Annotated in this window: 13 protein-coding genes; 12 read left to right on the top strand and 1 reads right to left on the bottom strand. The window is 71.0% G+C overall.

What is annotated here, in order from left to right; all coding sequences use genetic code 11:
* Window positions 1-470: 470 nt before the first annotated feature.
* Window positions 471-1,301, top strand: coding sequence for an NADPH-dependent 7-cyano-7-deazaguanine reductase QueF (queF, locus tag DK254_RS30540; RefSeq protein ID WP_109936832.1), 831 nt, complete (start codon window positions 471-473; stop codon window positions 1,299-1,301).
* A 212-nt stretch (window positions 1,302-1,513) separates the two neighbouring features.
* Here the strand turns inward: queF and DK254_RS30535 are convergent, their stop codons facing one another.
* Entirely contained in the window at window positions 1,514-2,323 is an 810-nt protein-coding gene (locus tag DK254_RS30535) for an IclR family transcriptional regulator (protein WP_109936831.1), read from the bottom strand.
* Window positions 2,324-2,466: 143 nt separating this feature from the next.
* Here DK254_RS30535 and DK254_RS30530 point away from each other — a divergent pair, with 143 nt between their 5' ends.
* The 11 genes from DK254_RS30530 (at window position 2,467) to DK254_RS30480 (ending at window position 13,935) form a co-directional block, all read left to right on the top strand.
* Entirely contained in the window at window positions 2,467-2,853 is a 387-nt protein-coding gene (locus DK254_RS30530) for a Zn-ribbon domain-containing OB-fold protein (protein ID WP_109936830.1), read from the top strand.
* A complete protein-coding gene (locus DK254_RS30525) occupies window positions 2,850-4,001 on the top strand; it encodes a thiolase (RefSeq protein ID WP_109936829.1) in 1,152 nt (383 codons plus the stop codon). The genes DK254_RS30530 and DK254_RS30525 overlap by 4 nt, the downstream gene beginning before the upstream one ends.
* A gap of 111 nt (window positions 4,002-4,112) precedes the next feature.
* Window positions 4,113-6,260: an acetate--CoA ligase family protein gene (locus tag DK254_RS30520; RefSeq protein ID WP_109936828.1), complete on the top strand. Its 2,148-nt coding sequence runs from the start codon at window positions 4,113-4,115 to the stop codon at window positions 6,258-6,260.
* Window positions 6,244-7,110: a MaoC/PaaZ C-terminal domain-containing protein gene (locus DK254_RS30515; protein WP_089392007.1), complete on the top strand. Its 867-nt coding sequence runs from the start codon at window positions 6,244-6,246 to the stop codon at window positions 7,108-7,110. The genes DK254_RS30520 and DK254_RS30515 overlap by 17 nt, the downstream gene beginning before the upstream one ends.
* Before the next feature lie 52 nt (window positions 7,111-7,162).
* Window positions 7,163-8,512, top strand: a complete 1,350-nt coding sequence (locus DK254_RS30510; protein ID WP_109936827.1) for an MFS transporter — start codon at window positions 7,163-7,165, stop codon at window positions 8,510-8,512.
* 21 nt (window positions 8,513-8,533) lie between these two features.
* Window positions 8,534-8,983, top strand: a complete 450-nt coding sequence (locus DK254_RS30505; protein WP_109936826.1) for a PaaI family thioesterase — start codon at window positions 8,534-8,536, stop codon at window positions 8,981-8,983.
* A gap of 4 nt (window positions 8,984-8,987) precedes the next feature.
* The gene (locus DK254_RS30500; protein WP_109936825.1) at window positions 8,988-10,046 is read left to right on the top strand and encodes an acyl-CoA dehydrogenase family protein; all 1,059 of its coding nucleotides are present in this window, start codon (window positions 8,988-8,990) and stop codon (window positions 10,044-10,046) included.
* Window positions 10,046-10,810 (top strand): enoyl-CoA hydratase/isomerase family protein, encoded by a 765-nt coding sequence (locus tag DK254_RS30495; protein WP_109936824.1) that lies wholly within the window; start codon window positions 10,046-10,048, stop codon window positions 10,808-10,810. The genes DK254_RS30500 and DK254_RS30495 overlap by 1 nt, the downstream gene beginning before the upstream one ends.
* Before the next feature lies 1 nt (window position 10,811).
* Entirely contained in the window at window positions 10,812-11,957 is a 1,146-nt protein-coding gene (locus tag DK254_RS30490) for an acyl-CoA dehydrogenase family protein (protein WP_109936823.1), read from the top strand.
* Between the two features lie 60 nt (window positions 11,958-12,017).
* Window positions 12,018-12,935, top strand: a complete 918-nt coding sequence (locus DK254_RS30485) for an SDR family NAD(P)-dependent oxidoreductase (RefSeq protein ID WP_109936822.1) — start codon at window positions 12,018-12,020, stop codon at window positions 12,933-12,935.
* A 16-nt stretch (window positions 12,936-12,951) separates the two neighbouring features.
* A complete protein-coding gene (locus DK254_RS30480; RefSeq protein ID WP_109936821.1) occupies window positions 12,952-13,935 on the top strand; it encodes an NADH:ubiquinone reductase in 984 nt (327 codons plus the stop codon).
* Window positions 13,936-13,938: the final 3 nt, after the last annotated feature.

The following is a 13,938-nucleotide window of genomic DNA, read 5'->3' as shown; positions in this document are numbered from 1 at the left end:
GTATGCTTTTTCATGGCCTCACCCTCACTGTCGCTGGCTTCTTAGAATGCCACCGTGGCGCTTCGACGCCTCGGTGAGGGTGAGTCCATCCAATTACGGGAAGCCGTGCTCGCCTGCAACGTAGGAGCAACTGTCTATTGGCTTTCCGCGTTTGCGGGAATGATGGGGTATGAGGATGGCGCCTGGCCTCGACGCCGCTCAGGACAGCCCCCTCTCCCGCTTGCGGGAGAGGGTTGGGGAGAGGGTGCTCTTAAGCCCAGGTTCGTAGGGCATCGGAGTCCCGGTCAACGGCGTATAACCGCGAACGGTTATACGCCCTACGTGCAGGAGGACTCCGTCCGCGATTCGCTCCGAGGTCGCCAGCCGTCACGAAGGCATCCCGCGCCTGCTGAAACCACCGGGGCATTTGTATACACTTGCCCGGCCCGCCACCCCGGCGGGCGCCGACACGATTTCCGCAGGCCCATTCCATGCAGCACCCCGCCGAACATTCCCCGCTGGGCAAGTCCAGCGAATACGTCTCCACCTACGCGCCGGAGCTGCTGTTCCCCATCAGCCGCGCCACCAAGTGGGCCGAGCTGGGCCTGGACGGCGCCAACCTGCCGTACCGTGGCGTGGACATCTGGAACTGCTACGAGCTGTCCTGGCTCACCCCTGGCGGCAAGCCGATGGTGGCCATCGGCGAGTTCGCCATCCCGGCGCAGTCGCCGAACATCATCGAGTCCAAGTCCTTCAAGCTCTACCTCAATTCGCTGAACCAGAGCGCCTTCGATAGCCGCGAGGCGCTGCGGGCGGTGCTGGAGCGCGACCTGTCCGCCGCCGCCGGCGCGCCGGTGAGTGTGCGCCTGCGCAGCCTGGACGAAGTGGCGGAGGAGGGCGTGGCCATTCTGCCCGGCCAGTGCATCGACGACCTCGACATCGCCGTGGACGGCTACGACCACCCGCGCCCGGAGCTGCTGCGCTGCGACGACGCGCGGCGGGTGGACGAGGTGCTCTACAGCCACCTGCTGAAGTCCAACTGCCCAGTCACCGGCCAGCCGGACTGGGGCACCCTGGTGGTGGACTACGCCGGCCCGGCCCTGGACCCCGCCAGCCTGCTGGCCTACGTGGTTTCCTTCCGCCAGCACCAGGACTTCCACGAGCAGTGCGTGGAACGCATCTATCTGGACCTGCAGCGCCTGCTGCAGCCCAGCCGCCTGACGGTCTATGCGCGCTACGTGCGCCGCGGGGGGCTGGATATCAACCCCTACCGCAGCAGCGGGGAGATCACGCCGGACAACCGGCGGCTGGTGCGGCAGTAACGTTAGCCCCGAACGCGGGGCGCGGCTTCATCGCGGACGGAGTCCGCTCCTACGGTTCCAGGGACGCACGGTCGTAGGGCGGATAACCGTTCGCGGTTATCCGCCGTTGTCCGGAGCGCCGGTGCCGACGGTAACGGCGGATAACGCCATAGGCGTTATGCGCCCTACGAAAACCGGGAATACCTTTCCAAATACTGAATGGCATTCTGATTCTACGCCTTTCGACCCCCGCCCTGGGGGAACAGGGCGCGGCCGACGAAGCGGGCGGTGTCGTGCAGGTTGATGCCGATGCCTTCCAGTTCCTCCTGGCGGTGCTGGGCGCTGATGCCGATGGCGGAAATGACGAAGCGCGGCTGGTGGTCGTGGTCGGTGACGGCGCTGGCGACCATGCTCACGCCGCGGTACAGGTGGTCGCGGTCCATGCTCCAGCCGCGCGCCAGGGCCTCGGCGGCGTCGGCCTGGAACTGCTCGAAGCTCGGCGGGTTCTCCCAGCGCACCCGCGACAGGCGCCGGCGCAGCTCGTCCGCCGGTAGCTGGCGGAGGCCGGCGATGCAGCGCCCGGCGGCGCCCACCAGCTCCGGCAGGCGCGTGCCGAGCGCGACGTTGACGTGGGCGATGGGCGGCGCGGCGCGGGCGACCACGCGGATGTGCGCGTCGTCGGTGACCTGCCACAGCGCCACCAGGATGTTGTGGTTGAGGCTCAGGCGCTCCAGTTCCGGCTGGATCAGGTCGGCGTAGCTGCGGCCGATGAAGCTCACCGCCAGTTCCGACAGGCCCAGGCCCAGCTGGTAGGTCTTGGTCTCGTTGTCGAACGAGGCCAGCTGCTCGTTGTGCAGCGTGCGCAGGATGTTGAAGGCGCTGCTGGGGCTGATGCCGGTGGCGCGGGCGATGGCGGCCACGCCCTCGGGGGCTTCGGCGTGGGCCAGGTGGCGGAGGATCTGAATAGCGTTCACCACGGCCCCTACGTCCTTGGTGCTGGAGCTCTTCGTATTGGCTTCCGGTACGGTTTCTTTGTTTTTCATATTCACTATTGGGATTGACATTCACTAGGGTGAATATATGCTGGCTTCACGGAGCGCACAACGGCTGCCTTGAAACCGCCGGCTGTGCGTCCACGTCGCTGCACTTTGCAGCAAAGGTCGAACAAGAACAAAGGAGGACCTACGTGGCAGATCTCCCCGAGTGCGTCGTTCCGGGCCCCGAGGCCCAGTATCTCGCCTTCCTCGCCGAGGGCCGCTTCATGCTGCAGCGCAGCCGTTCCAGCGGGCGGCACGTGTTCTACCCGCGCAACCTGGTGCCCGGCAGCGGCGAGACGGACCTGGAATGGGTCCCGGCCTGCGGCCTGGGCACTCTTTATGCGATCACCGTCAACCGCGCCCGCGGCGGCGACTACAATGTCGCCCTGGTCGACCTGGACGAGGGCGTGCGCATGATGTCGCGCATCGAGGGCCACCTCGAACTGCCCATCGGCACCCGCCTGAAGGCGCGCATCGTCGAACAGGAAGGCGCACCCGTGGTGGTGTTCCAACCCCTGGCGGAGGTGCAGCCATGAGCCAGGTCCTGCGCGGCAAGACCGCCATCGTCGGCATCGGCAGCGCCGGCATCGGCGAGGCCCCCGGCCACAGCGCCATCGAACTGCTCGGCCAGGCCTCGGTGAAGGCCATCGCCGACGCCGGGCTGAAGCTGGCGGACATAGACGCGGTGTTCGCCGCCACCAGTTCCCATGCCTTCCCGACACTGTCGGTGTGCGAATACCTGGGCATCCGTCCGAAATTCGTCGACGGCACCAACATCGGCGGCTCCAGCTTCGAACTGCACCTGCTGCAGGCCACCCTGGCCCTGGAGGCCGGGCTGTGCGACGCGGCGCTGATCTGCTACGGCTCCAACCAGCGCACCGCCGGCGGCAAGCTGGTGTCGATGAGCGAGCCGCAGTGGCACGAGACGCCCTACAGGCCGCGCCACCCCATCACCGCCTATGCCCTGGCCGCCAGCCGGCACATGCACCAGTACGGCACCACCCGCGCGCAGCTGGCGGAAGTGGCGGTGGCCGCGCGGGGCTGGGCCAACCTCAACCCCGAGGCCTTCGCCCGCGGCCCGCTGGGCATCGAGGACGTGCTCGCCGCGCGCATGGTCAGCGACCCGCTGAGCAAGGCCGACTGCTGCCTGGTCACCGACGGCGGCGGCGCCTGCGTGCTGGTCCGCGCCGACCGCGCCCGCGACCTGCCCAACGCACCGGTGTACTTCCTCGGCGCCGCTGGCGCGCAGTGGCACCGCTCCATCGTCGCCATGCCCGACCTGACCGTCACCGCCGCCTCGGAAAGCGGCCCGCGGGCCATGGCGATGGCCGGGGTGAACCACGCCGACATCGACCTGGTGATGCTCTACGACGCCTTCACCATCAACACCCTGCTGTTCCTCGAAGACCTCGGCTTCTGCCCGAAGGGCGAGGGCGGGCGTTTCGTCGAGGGCGGGCGCATCGCCCCCGGCGGCGAGCTGGCGGTGAACACCAATGGCGGCGGGCTGTCCTGCGTGCATCCGGGCATGTACGGCATGTTCCTGATCATCGAGGCGGTGACGCAGTTGCGCCGCCAGGCCGGCGAACGCCAGTTGCGCAAGGCCGACGTCGCCCTGCTGCACGGCAACGGCGGCACCCTGTCCAGCCAGGTCACGGCCCTGCTCGGCACCCAGTCGGTGCTCTGAAACCCGGGTTCGACGCTTCCGCTGGCCGCCTCGGCGGCCCGCCGTGGACGCGCTCGCCCTCGCGCCGGGACGGTCGGTCCGGCAACCGTCAACAGTTCAGGTGGACACGTCATGTCAGTGAGTCACGCGCAACACCCCGGCGGCGCCTCGCGCTTCGCCAGCCTCACGCCCCTGCTGCAACCCCGTTCCGTGGCCGTGGTCGGCGCCTCCAGCGACCCGCACCGCATCGGCGGCCGGCCCATCGCCTACATGCTGCGCAACGGCTTCGGCGGGCGCATCCTCCCGGTCAACCCCAACCGCAGCGAGATCCAGGGCCTGCCGGCCTTCGCCAGCGTCGAGGCGCTGCCCGAGGCGCCCGACGTGGCCATAGTCGCGCTGCCGGCGCCGCAGGTGCTGGAGACCATCCGGGCCCTGGGCCGCAAGGGCGCGCGCAGCGCCATCGTGTTCTCCTCCGGCTTCAGCGAGGTGGGCGGCGAGGGCGAGCAGATGCAGGAGGCCCTGGTCGAGGCCGCCCGCGCGGCGAACATGCGCCTGCTGGGGCCCAACGCCCTGGGCGTGTTCAACGCCAACCTGGGCTACTACGCCTTCTTCTCCACCAGCCTGGAACGCGGCACGCCGCTGGCCGGGCGCGTCGGCATCGCCACCCAGTCCGGCGCCTATGGCGCGCACCTGCTGGGGCTGGCGCGGCAGCGCGGGCTGGGCACGCCGATCTGCGTGGCCACCGGCAACGAGGCCGACGTCACCCTGGGCGACGCCATCGGCTGGCTGGTGGAGTCGCCGGAGGTCGACGTGGTCATGGCCTACGCCGAGTCCATCCGCAACGTCGACAGCTTCCTCGCCGCCCTGGCGGCCGCCCACCGCGCCGGCAAGCCGGTGATCCTGCACAAGGTCGGGCGCAGCGAGCTGGGTGGCCGCGCGGCCATGTCCCACACCGCCTCGCTGGCCGGCGACGACAAGGTGCTGGACGCGGTGCTGGCCGACTACGCCGTGGTCCGCGCGCGCAACACCGAGGAGCTGATGGACATCGCCTACCTCGCCACCCAGCGCATCTACCCGGTGGGCAACAGCCTGGGGATGATCACCGTCAGCGGCGGCGCCGGCATCATCGTCAGCGACGCCGCCGAAGAGGTCGGCCTGCCCATGCCGTCCATGCCCGAGGCGGCCCAGGCGCGGCTGAAGCAGCGGCTGTCGTTCGCCTCGCCGATCAACCCGGTGGACTGCACCGCCCAGGCGCTGAACGACCTGAGCCTGGTGCACGACTTCACCGAATCCATGGTGGTGGACGGCGGCTACCGCTCGCTGATCGCCTTCTTCACCCAGGCCGGCACCGCCGCGTCCATTGGCCCGCGCCTGGCCGAGCAGTTCGCCCGCATCAAGGCGGACCACCCGGAGCGCCTGTTCGTGGTCTCGGTGATGGGCGAGGGCGAGGAACTGGCGCCCTACGAGAAGGCCGGCTTCGCCCTGTTCGAGGACCCCACCCGCGCGGTGTACGCCATCCAGGCCATGGGCCGGCTCGGCGAGGCCTTCGCCCGGCCGTTGCGCCAGGTGCCGGCGCCCGGCGGCGTGGAGCTGCCGGCGCAGACCCCCGGCGAGGCGGAGGCCAAGCAACTGCTGGCCGGCGCCGGCATCGAGTCGGCGCCGGAGCGGGTGTTGGGCAACGCCGCGGACGCGGTGGCCTTCGCCGAATCGATCGGCTACCCGGTGGTGCTGAAGATCGCCTCGGCGGACATCCTGCACAAATCCGAGATCGGCGGCGTGCTGCTGGGCGTGGACGGTGCCGCGGCCGTGCGCGAGGGCTTCGACCTGCTGCTGCGCCGCGCCGCCGAACATGCACCCGCGGCGCGTATCGATGGCGTGCTGGTGGCGCGCCAGCTGCAGGGCGGCGTGGAGTGCTTCATGGGCATCCAGCGCGACCCGCAGTTCGGCCCGGTGGCAGTGTTCGGCCTCGGCGGCATCTTCGTCGAGGTGCTCAAGGACGTGGTGTTCCGCCGCTGCCCGTTCGACGCCGCGGAAGCCGAGGCGATGATCCGCAGCATCAAGGGCGCGCCCCTGCTGCTCGGCGCCCGCGGCCGCCCGGTGACCGACGTGAAGGCGCTGGCGCAGGTGCTCTCGCGGCTCTCGCGGTTCGCCGCCCAGGCCGGCCCGCGGCTGCGCTCGGTGGACCTCAACCCGGTGTTCGCCATGCCCGAGGGGCAGGGCGCCTGGGCCGCCGACGCGGTGCTGGAAGTGCAGGAGGTGGCCCATGGCGCTGAATCCTGAGCACCTGCTGAACTACCGCATCCCCGAGGTGCGCCAGCGCTACAGCCGCGAAGACAGCGCCTTCTACGCGCTGTCGGTGGGCCTGGGCGCCGACCCCCTGGACGAGCACCAACTGGCCTTCGTCGACGCCAACCGCGATATCCAGGCGCTGCCGTGCATGGCGGTGGTGCTGGGCCACCCCGGTTTCTGGCTGGGCAACCCGGACACCGGCGTCGACGCCCTGCGCCTGGTGCATGGCGAGCAGAGCGTGGAGTGGCTCAGGCCGCTGCCGCCGGAAGGCGAGGTGATCGGCCGCACCCGCGTCACCGGCCTGGTGGACAAGGGCGCCGGCAAGGGCGCGCTGCTGTACAGCGAGAAAGTGCTGAGCGATGCCGCCAGCGGCGCGGTGCTGGCCATCGCCCGCGGCACCACCTTCCTGCGCGGCGACGGCGGCTTCGGCGGCGACGGCCGGTCGTCGAGCCAGCCGCACCGCCTGCCCGAGCGCGCGCCGGACCTCGCCATCGACCTGCCGACGCGCCCGGAGCAGGCCCTGTACTACCGCCTCAACGGCGACGACAACCCGATCCACGCCAGCCCGGCGGCCGCGGCGCGCGGCGGTTTCCCCAGGCCGATCCTGCATGGCCTGTGCACCCTGGGCGTGGCCTTCCACGCCCTGCTGCGCGGCTTCGCCGACTACCGCGCCGAGCGCTTCGGGCAACTGCAGGTGCGCTTCTCCGCGCCGGTGTTCCCGGGCGAGACCCTGCGCACGGAAATCTGGAACGACGGCTCCTTCCGCACCCGCGTGGTCGAGCGCGATGTGGTGGTGCTGGACAACGGCCGCGTGCGCCTGACCCCGGAGGCCGGCAACTGACCCGGGCGGCACGGCGCGACCCCACCTCAACTCACCTGCGAGAACAAGAACAATGAACGCATCCCTGAGCCCTCCCCAGGGCCCCGTGTTTTCCCGGCGTACGCTGGTCATCGCTTTCTTCTTCTGCTTCCTCGGGCTGCTCGCCGACGGCGTCGACCTGATGTTCCTCGCCTACAGCCTCAACAGCCTCAAGGCCGAGTTCGGCCTGAGCAACTTCGAGGCCGGCTCGCTGGGCAGCATCACCCTGGCCGGCATGGCCATCGGCGGCATCTACGGCGGCTGGTGCTGCGACCGCTTCGGCCGGGTGCGGGTGGTGACCTGGACCATCGTGATCTTCTCGGTCGGCACCGCGCTGCTGGGCATGACCCACAACTACTGGCAGTTCGCGCTGATCCGCTTCCTGTCCTCCCTGGGCCTGGGCTCGCTGTTCGTCGCCTGCAACATCCTGATGTCCGAGTTCGTCACCTCGAAGTACCGCACCACCATCCTGGCGACCATGCAGGCCGGCTGGACCGTGGGCTACCTGGTGGCGACCATCCTCGCTGGGCAGATCATCCCCGACTTCGGCTGGCGCGCGCTGTTCTTCACCGCCCTGGCCCCGGCGCTGGTCTGCCTGGCGCTGCGCCCCTGGGTGCCGGAGTCGCCGTCCTGGCTGGCGGCCCAGGCCCAGCGCCGCCAGCAGCCGGCCGGCGTGCGCGCCGCACCCGCCGCCGGTGGCGGCCTGCGCGGCCTGTTGGGCGAGCCGGCCACGCGCCGCATGTTCCTGCTCTGGGCGCTGACCTCGTGCTTCCTGCTGTTCGGCTACTACGGCACCAACAACTGGATGCCCTCGTACCTGGAAAGCGAGCTGGGCATGAACTTCAAGTCCATGACCGGCTACATGGTCGGCACCTACACCGCGATGATCCTCGGCAAGGTGGTTGCCGGGATGGCCTCGGACTACTTCGGCCGCCGCGCCACCTTCGCCGCCGGCGCCATCGGCAGCGCCATCTTCATGCCGCTGATCGTGTTCTGGCACACGCCGGACAACATCGTCTGGATCCTCGCGCTGTTCGGCTTCATCTACGGCGTGCCGGTGGGCGTGCTGGCCACCTACATGACCGAGAGCTTCTCCACCCGGGTGCGCGGCGCCGCCGTGGGCACCGCCTACAACCTCGGCCGCGTCGGCGCGGCGGTGGCGCCGGCGGCCATCGGCCTGCTGGCCTCGCACGTCTCCATCGGCGCCGGCTTCCTGGTGATGGGCATCACCTACGTGATCACCGGCCTGATCCCGGCGCTGTTCATCCCCGACCGCCTGTACGACCCGAACCGCGCGGCGAGCGATGCCGACGCCACGCCCGGGCCCGCCCCGGCGAGCGCCGACGCCGCCGACGCCGCCGAGCCGCGGCCGCTCAAGGCCTGAACCCATGACGGAGCCCCTGCGATGAACGATTCGACCCTGGCGGCCGCCCCGGCCGAGCCCGCGAGCGTGTTTCCCACCGGCCGCTTCACCTTCCAGGAGTTCCTCGGCCTGGAGCGCTGGGCCGAGGGCGAGGTGGCGCGCATCCGCCTGAGGCACCGCCCGGAGCTGATGAACTACCTCGAGCACTTCCACGGCGGCGTGCTGATGAGCGTGCTCGACGCCGCCATGGCCGGGGCCATCCGCATCTGCTCGCCGGGCTGCTCGATGGTCACCATCGACATGGCCACGCACTTCATGGGCAGCACCCGCGGCGAGCTGAACGCCGTCGGCCGGGTGCTGCGACGTACCCGCACCCTGTGCTTCTGCGCCGCGGAGATCCGCGACGAGGCGGGCGAGCTGGTCGCCACCGCCACCGGCAGCTTCAAGTACCGGCCCGCCCAGGCCGGAGCCGTTCAACCGACACGAGAATGACGAGATGACCGAGAACACCGAGATGGCCGGCGAGCGCGAGGAGCGCCTGCGGCTGATTCGCGACAGCGCCGCCTCCCTGGTGCCGCGCGATGGCGACCTGAGCCGCGTGCGCCGCCAGCGCTTCCAGGCGCCGGGGGTGGACCGCGCGGCCTGGGCCGAGGTCTGCGCCATGGGCTGGCCGGGCCTGCGCCTGGCCGAGGCGCAGGGCGGCAGCGGCCTGGGCATGGCCGAGTACGCCGCGCTGCTGGAGGAACTGGGCCGCGGCCTGCTGCCCGAGCCGCTGATCGAGGCCAGCCTGGTGGCGCCGCTGCTGCCGCAGGCCGAGCGCGACGCGCTGCTGGCCGGGGAGCGGCTGATCCTGCCGGCCGGCATCGGCTACGAGGGCGCCGCCGCGCGGCCGCTGTGGCGCGATGGCGCGCTGCGCGGCGAGGTCGCCCAGGTCCACCTGGGCGCCGCCGCCGACGCCTGGCTGGTGGCCTGCGACCAGGGCCTGGCGCTGGTGGAAAGCTACGCCGAGGGCCTGGAGCTGCGCAGCGAGCCGACCCAGGACGGCGGCCACCTGGCGCGCCTGCGTTTCGACGGCACCCCGGCGCGCCTGCTGCAGACGCCGCCGCCGGCCCTGGACGAAGCCGCGCTGGCCTGCGCCGCCTACCTGGTGGGGGCGATGGACGCCGCCTTCGAGCGCACCCGCGAGTACCTCGGCGTGCGCAGCCAGTTCGGCCGCGCCATCGGCAGCTTCCAGGCCCTGCAGCACCGCATGGTCGACCTGAAGATCCAGATCGAACTGGCCCGCGCCATGGTCGCCGAGGCCGCCGCGGCCATCGACGCCGGCGCGCCAACCGACCAGGTGCGGCGCCTGGTGTCCACCGCCAAGGTGCGCGCCGCCGAGGCGGCGCTGCTGGTCACCCGCCAGGCGATCCAGCTGCACGGCGGCATCGGCTACACCGACGAGGCCGACATCGGCCTGTTCCTGCGCCGCGCCATGGTGCTGCTCAACGCCCAGGGTTCGCTGGCCTTCCACCGCGCGCGCTACATCGCCCTGCTGCACGGGGAGGTGGCCTGATGAGCGAGCTCCTGCTGCAAGAGACCCACGGCAGCGTGCGCCTGCTGCGCTTCAACAACCCGGCGCGGCGCAACGCCCTGTCGCCGGCGCTGCGCATGGAACTGCTGGGCGCCCTGGAAGAGGCCGAGCGCGACGCCGCCGTGCGTAGCGTGGTGCTCACCGGCAGCGCGGAAGTGTTCTGCGCCGGCGGCGACCTGGGCGACATGCGCGTGGAAACCCTCGGCGCCGGCCGCGCGCGGATGCAGGCCAACGCCCGCCTGGTGCGGCAGATGGTGTGCATGGGCAAGCCGCTGGTGGCCGCCATCGAGGGCTGGGCGGTGGGCGCCGGGCTGTCCATCGCCCTGGCCTGCGACAGCCTGGTGTGCGGCGCCACGGCGCGCTTCGCCGCCGGCTTCGGCAAGGTCGGCCTGCTCGCCGACCTGGGCCTGCTGCACAGCCTGCCGGCACGCATCGGCCACGGCCACGCGCGGCAACTGCTGATGTTCGGCGAGGTGCTGGAGGCGCAGGAAGCGCTGCGCATCGGCCTGGTGGACCAGCTCTGCGCCCCCGGCGCGGCCCTGGAGACGGCGCTGCGGCGCGCGGCCCTGGTCGAGCAGCAGGCGCCGTTGCCGCTGGCCATGACCAAGGCCCTGCTGGCCGAGGGCCTGGACCTGCTGCTGGAGCGCGAGGGCGAGCTGCAGAGCCAGCTGTTCCTCAGCGCCGACCATGCCGAAGGCAAGGCGGCCTTCCTGGCCAAGCGCACCCCCCACTTCGAAGGACACTGAGATGACCGACTACAACGCCCTGGGCGATGGCGAATTCCGCCTGGTGGTGCGCGACTGGATCGCCGCCAGCTACCCGCAACGCATCCGCAACCCGGCCCACCGCCTGGGCCGCGACGACACCTGGGAGTGGTACCAGGCGCTGTCGCGCCAGGGCTGGCTGTGCCCCGGCTGGCCGGTGGAGTACGGCGGCATGGGCCTGAGCGCCGGCAAGCAGCTGATCATGATCGAGGAGATGGAAGGCTACGGCTGCGCGCGCCTGCCCGACAGCGGCATCACCATGCTCGGCCCGCTGCTCATCCGCTACGGCAGCGACGCCCAGCGCCGTCGCTTCCTGCCGCGCATCCTCAGCGGCGAGGACATCTGGTGCCAGGGCTACAGCGAGCCCAACGCCGGTTCCGACCTGGCCAGCCTGCGCACCGAGGCGGTGCTGCAGGGCGGCCACTGGGTGATCAATGGCCAGAAGACCTGGACCACCATGGGCAGCGAGGCCAACTGGATCTTCGTGCTGGCGCGCACCGAGCGCGGCGGCAAGCCGCAGCAGGGCATCAGCTTCCTGCTGGTGCCCATGGACAGCCCCGGCGTGGAGGTGCGGCCGATCCTCAACCTGGAGCTGCAGGGCGAGTTCTGCGAGGTGTTCTTCAACGAGGTGCGGGTGCCGGCCGACCACCTGGTGGGCGAGGTCAACCAGGGCTGGAGCATGGCCAAGGCGCTGCTGGGCTTCGAGCGCATCTTCCTCGGCTCGCCCAAGCAGGCCACCTTCGCCCTCGAACGCCTGGTGCGCCTGGCCCGCCACCAGGGCCTGTGGGACGACCCGGCGTTCGCCCAGCGCTTCGCCGCGCTGAGCATGGACCTGGACTGCCACAAGGCGCTGTACGAGCGCTTCGCCGAGCGCCTGCGGCGCGGCGAGAGCCTGGGGCCGGATGTGTCGATGCTGAAGATCCACCAGTCCGAGCTGTACCAGCGCATCAGCGAGCTGGGCCTGGAGATCGCCGGCCCCGACTCGGCGCTGCTGCAGCCCTTCGCCGACGACCCCGAGCTGCACCCGGCGGGCATCTTCATCCAGTCGCGGCCCACCACCATCTACGGCGGCACCAACGAGATCCAGCGCAACATCCTGGCCAAGAGCCTGCTCGGCCTGCCGGGCTGAACCCCGCGCGGCCCGGCCGTTGCCGGGCCGCCCAGCGAATCCATACGAGAGGAAAGTGCGATGACCGAGCGACTCAACGAAGGCAAGGTAGCGATCGTCACCGGCGCCGGTGGCGGCATCGGCCGCGAGATCGCCCTGGCCCTGGCCGACAGCGGGGCGAAGGTGCTGATCAACGACATCGGCGTGTCTCTGGGTGGCGAGGGCGGCTCCGCCTCGCCGGCCGAGGAGACCCTCGGGCTGATCCGCCAACGCGGCGGCGAGGGGGCGATCAACACCGACAGCGTGGCGGACTGGGACAGCGCCCGGCGCATCGTCGCCAGCGCCCTGGACGCCTTCGGCCGGCTCGACATCGTGGTCAACAACGCCGGCATCCTGCGCGACGCCATCTTCCACAAGATGAGCGCCGAGGACTGGCTGTCGGTGATCAACGTCCACCTCAACGGCAGCTTCTTCGTCAGCCGCGCCGCCGCCGAGCGCTTCCGCGAGCAGGGCAGCGGCGCCTTCGTGCACATGACCAGCACCTCGGGGCTGATCGGCAACTTCGGCCAGGCCAACTACTCGGCGGCCAAGCTGGGCATCGTCGCCCTGTCCAAGTCCATCGCCCTCGACATGCAGCGCTACAACGTGCGCTCCAACTGCATCGCGCCCTTCGCCTGGAGCCGCATGACCGACTCCATCCCGGCCCAGACCCCGGAGCAGAAGGCGCGGGTGGAAAAGCTGCAGCGCATGACCCCGGAGAAGAACGCGCCCCTGGCCGTGTACCTGGCCTCCGACGCCGCCCGCGAGGTCAATGGCCAGGTGTTCGCCGCGCGCAACCACGAGCTGTTCCTGATGAGCCAGAGCCGCCCGCTGCGCAGCGTGCACAGCGAGCACGGCTGGACCCCGCAGAGCATCGCCGAGCACGGCATGCCGGCCTTGCGCGGCAGCTTCATGGACCTGGCGCGCAGCCCGGACGTGTTCTCCTGGGACCCGATCTGAGCCGCGGGGGCCAGCCATGAGCGTGTTCAAGACCCGTTTCACCGAGACCTTCGGCGTCGAGCACCCGATCATGCAGGGCGGCATGCAGTGGGTGGGGCGCGCCGAGCTGGCCGCGGCGGTGGCCAACGCCGGCGGCCTGGCCACGCTGTCGGCGCTGACGCAGCCGACGCCGGAAGCGCTGGCCGGCGAGATCGCCCGCTGCCGCGAGCTGACCGACAGGCCCTTCGGCGTCAACCTGACGCTGCTGCCGACGCAGAAGCCGGTGCCCTATGCCGAGTACCGCGCGGTGATCGTCGAGGCCGGCATCGGCGTCGTCGAGACCGCCGGCAACAACCCCGGCGAGCACATCGCCGAGCTGCGCCGCCACGGCGTCAAGGTGATCCACAAGTGCACCTCGCTGCGCCACGCGCTCAAGGCCGAGCAACTGGGCGTGGATGCGGTGTCCATCGACGGCTTCGAGTGCGCCGGCCATCCGGGGGAGGACGACATCCCCGGGTTGGTGCTGATCCCCGTGGCGGCCAACCGCCTGCGGGTGCCGATCATCGCCTCCGGCGGCTTCGCCGACGGCCGCGGGCTGGTAGCGGCGCTGGCGCTGGGGGCGGACGCCATCAACATGGGCACGCGCTTCCTCAGCACTCGCGAATGTCCGATCCACCCGCAGGTGAAGGCGGCCATTCGCGCCGCCGACGAGCGCTCCACCGACCTCATCATGCGCAGCCTGCGCAACACCGCGCGGGTGGCGCGCAACGCGGTGAGCCAGGAGGTGCGGGCGATCGAGGCGCGCGGCGGGGCGACCTACGCCGATATCGCCGCGCTGGTCAGCGGCCAGCGCGGGCGCACCGTGTACGAGCAGGGCGACACCGACCTGGGCATCTGGTCGGCGGGCATGGTCCAGGGCCTGATCTTTGATGAGCCGGGCTGCGCCGAACTGCTGCGCGGCATCGTCGAGCAGGCCCGGGCCCTGGTGCGCCAACGTCTGGAGGGCATGCTCGGCGACTGACCG

It is taken from the genome of Pseudomonas sp. RW407 (assembly GCF_003176655.1).
Classification (GTDB): Bacteria; Pseudomonadota; Gammaproteobacteria; order Pseudomonadales; family Pseudomonadaceae; genus Pseudomonas; species Pseudomonas delhiensis.
This window is presented reverse-complemented; position numbering and strand designations above follow the sequence as displayed.

Bases quoted from the DNA above. Each gene is read 5' to 3' on its own strand.
- queF (WP_109936832.1), top strand. From the start codon at position 471: ATGCAGCACCCCGCCGAACATTCCCCGCTGGGCAAGTCCAGCGAATAC.
- DK254_RS30495 (WP_109936824.1), top strand. From the start codon at position 10,046: ATGAGCGAGCTCCTGCTGCAAGAGACCCACGGCAGCGTGCGCCTGCTG.
- DK254_RS30490 (WP_109936823.1), top strand. From the start codon at position 10,812: ATGACCGACTACAACGCCCTGGGCGATGGCGAATTCCGCCTGGTGGTG.
- DK254_RS30500 (WP_109936825.1), top strand. From the start codon at position 8,988: ATGACCGAGAACACCGAGATGGCCGGCGAGCGCGAGGAGCGCCTGCGG.
- DK254_RS30535 (WP_109936831.1), bottom strand. From the start codon at position 2,323: ATGAAAAACAAAGAAACCGTACCGGAAGCCAATACGAAGAGCTCCAGC.
- DK254_RS30510 (WP_109936827.1), top strand. From the start codon at position 7,163: ATGAACGCATCCCTGAGCCCTCCCCAGGGCCCCGTGTTTTCCCGGCGT.
- DK254_RS30505 (WP_109936826.1), top strand. From the start codon at position 8,534: ATGAACGATTCGACCCTGGCGGCCGCCCCGGCCGAGCCCGCGAGCGTG.
- DK254_RS30520 (WP_109936828.1), top strand. From the start codon at position 4,113: ATGTCAGTGAGTCACGCGCAACACCCCGGCGGCGCCTCGCGCTTCGCC.
- DK254_RS30480 (WP_109936821.1), top strand. From the start codon at position 12,952: ATGAGCGTGTTCAAGACCCGTTTCACCGAGACCTTCGGCGTCGAGCAC.
- DK254_RS30525 (WP_109936829.1), top strand. From the start codon at position 2,850: ATGAGCCAGGTCCTGCGCGGCAAGACCGCCATCGTCGGCATCGGCAGC.
- DK254_RS30515 (WP_089392007.1), top strand. From the start codon at position 6,244: ATGGCGCTGAATCCTGAGCACCTGCTGAACTACCGCATCCCCGAGGTG.
- DK254_RS30485 (WP_109936822.1), top strand. From the start codon at position 12,018: ATGACCGAGCGACTCAACGAAGGCAAGGTAGCGATCGTCACCGGCGCC.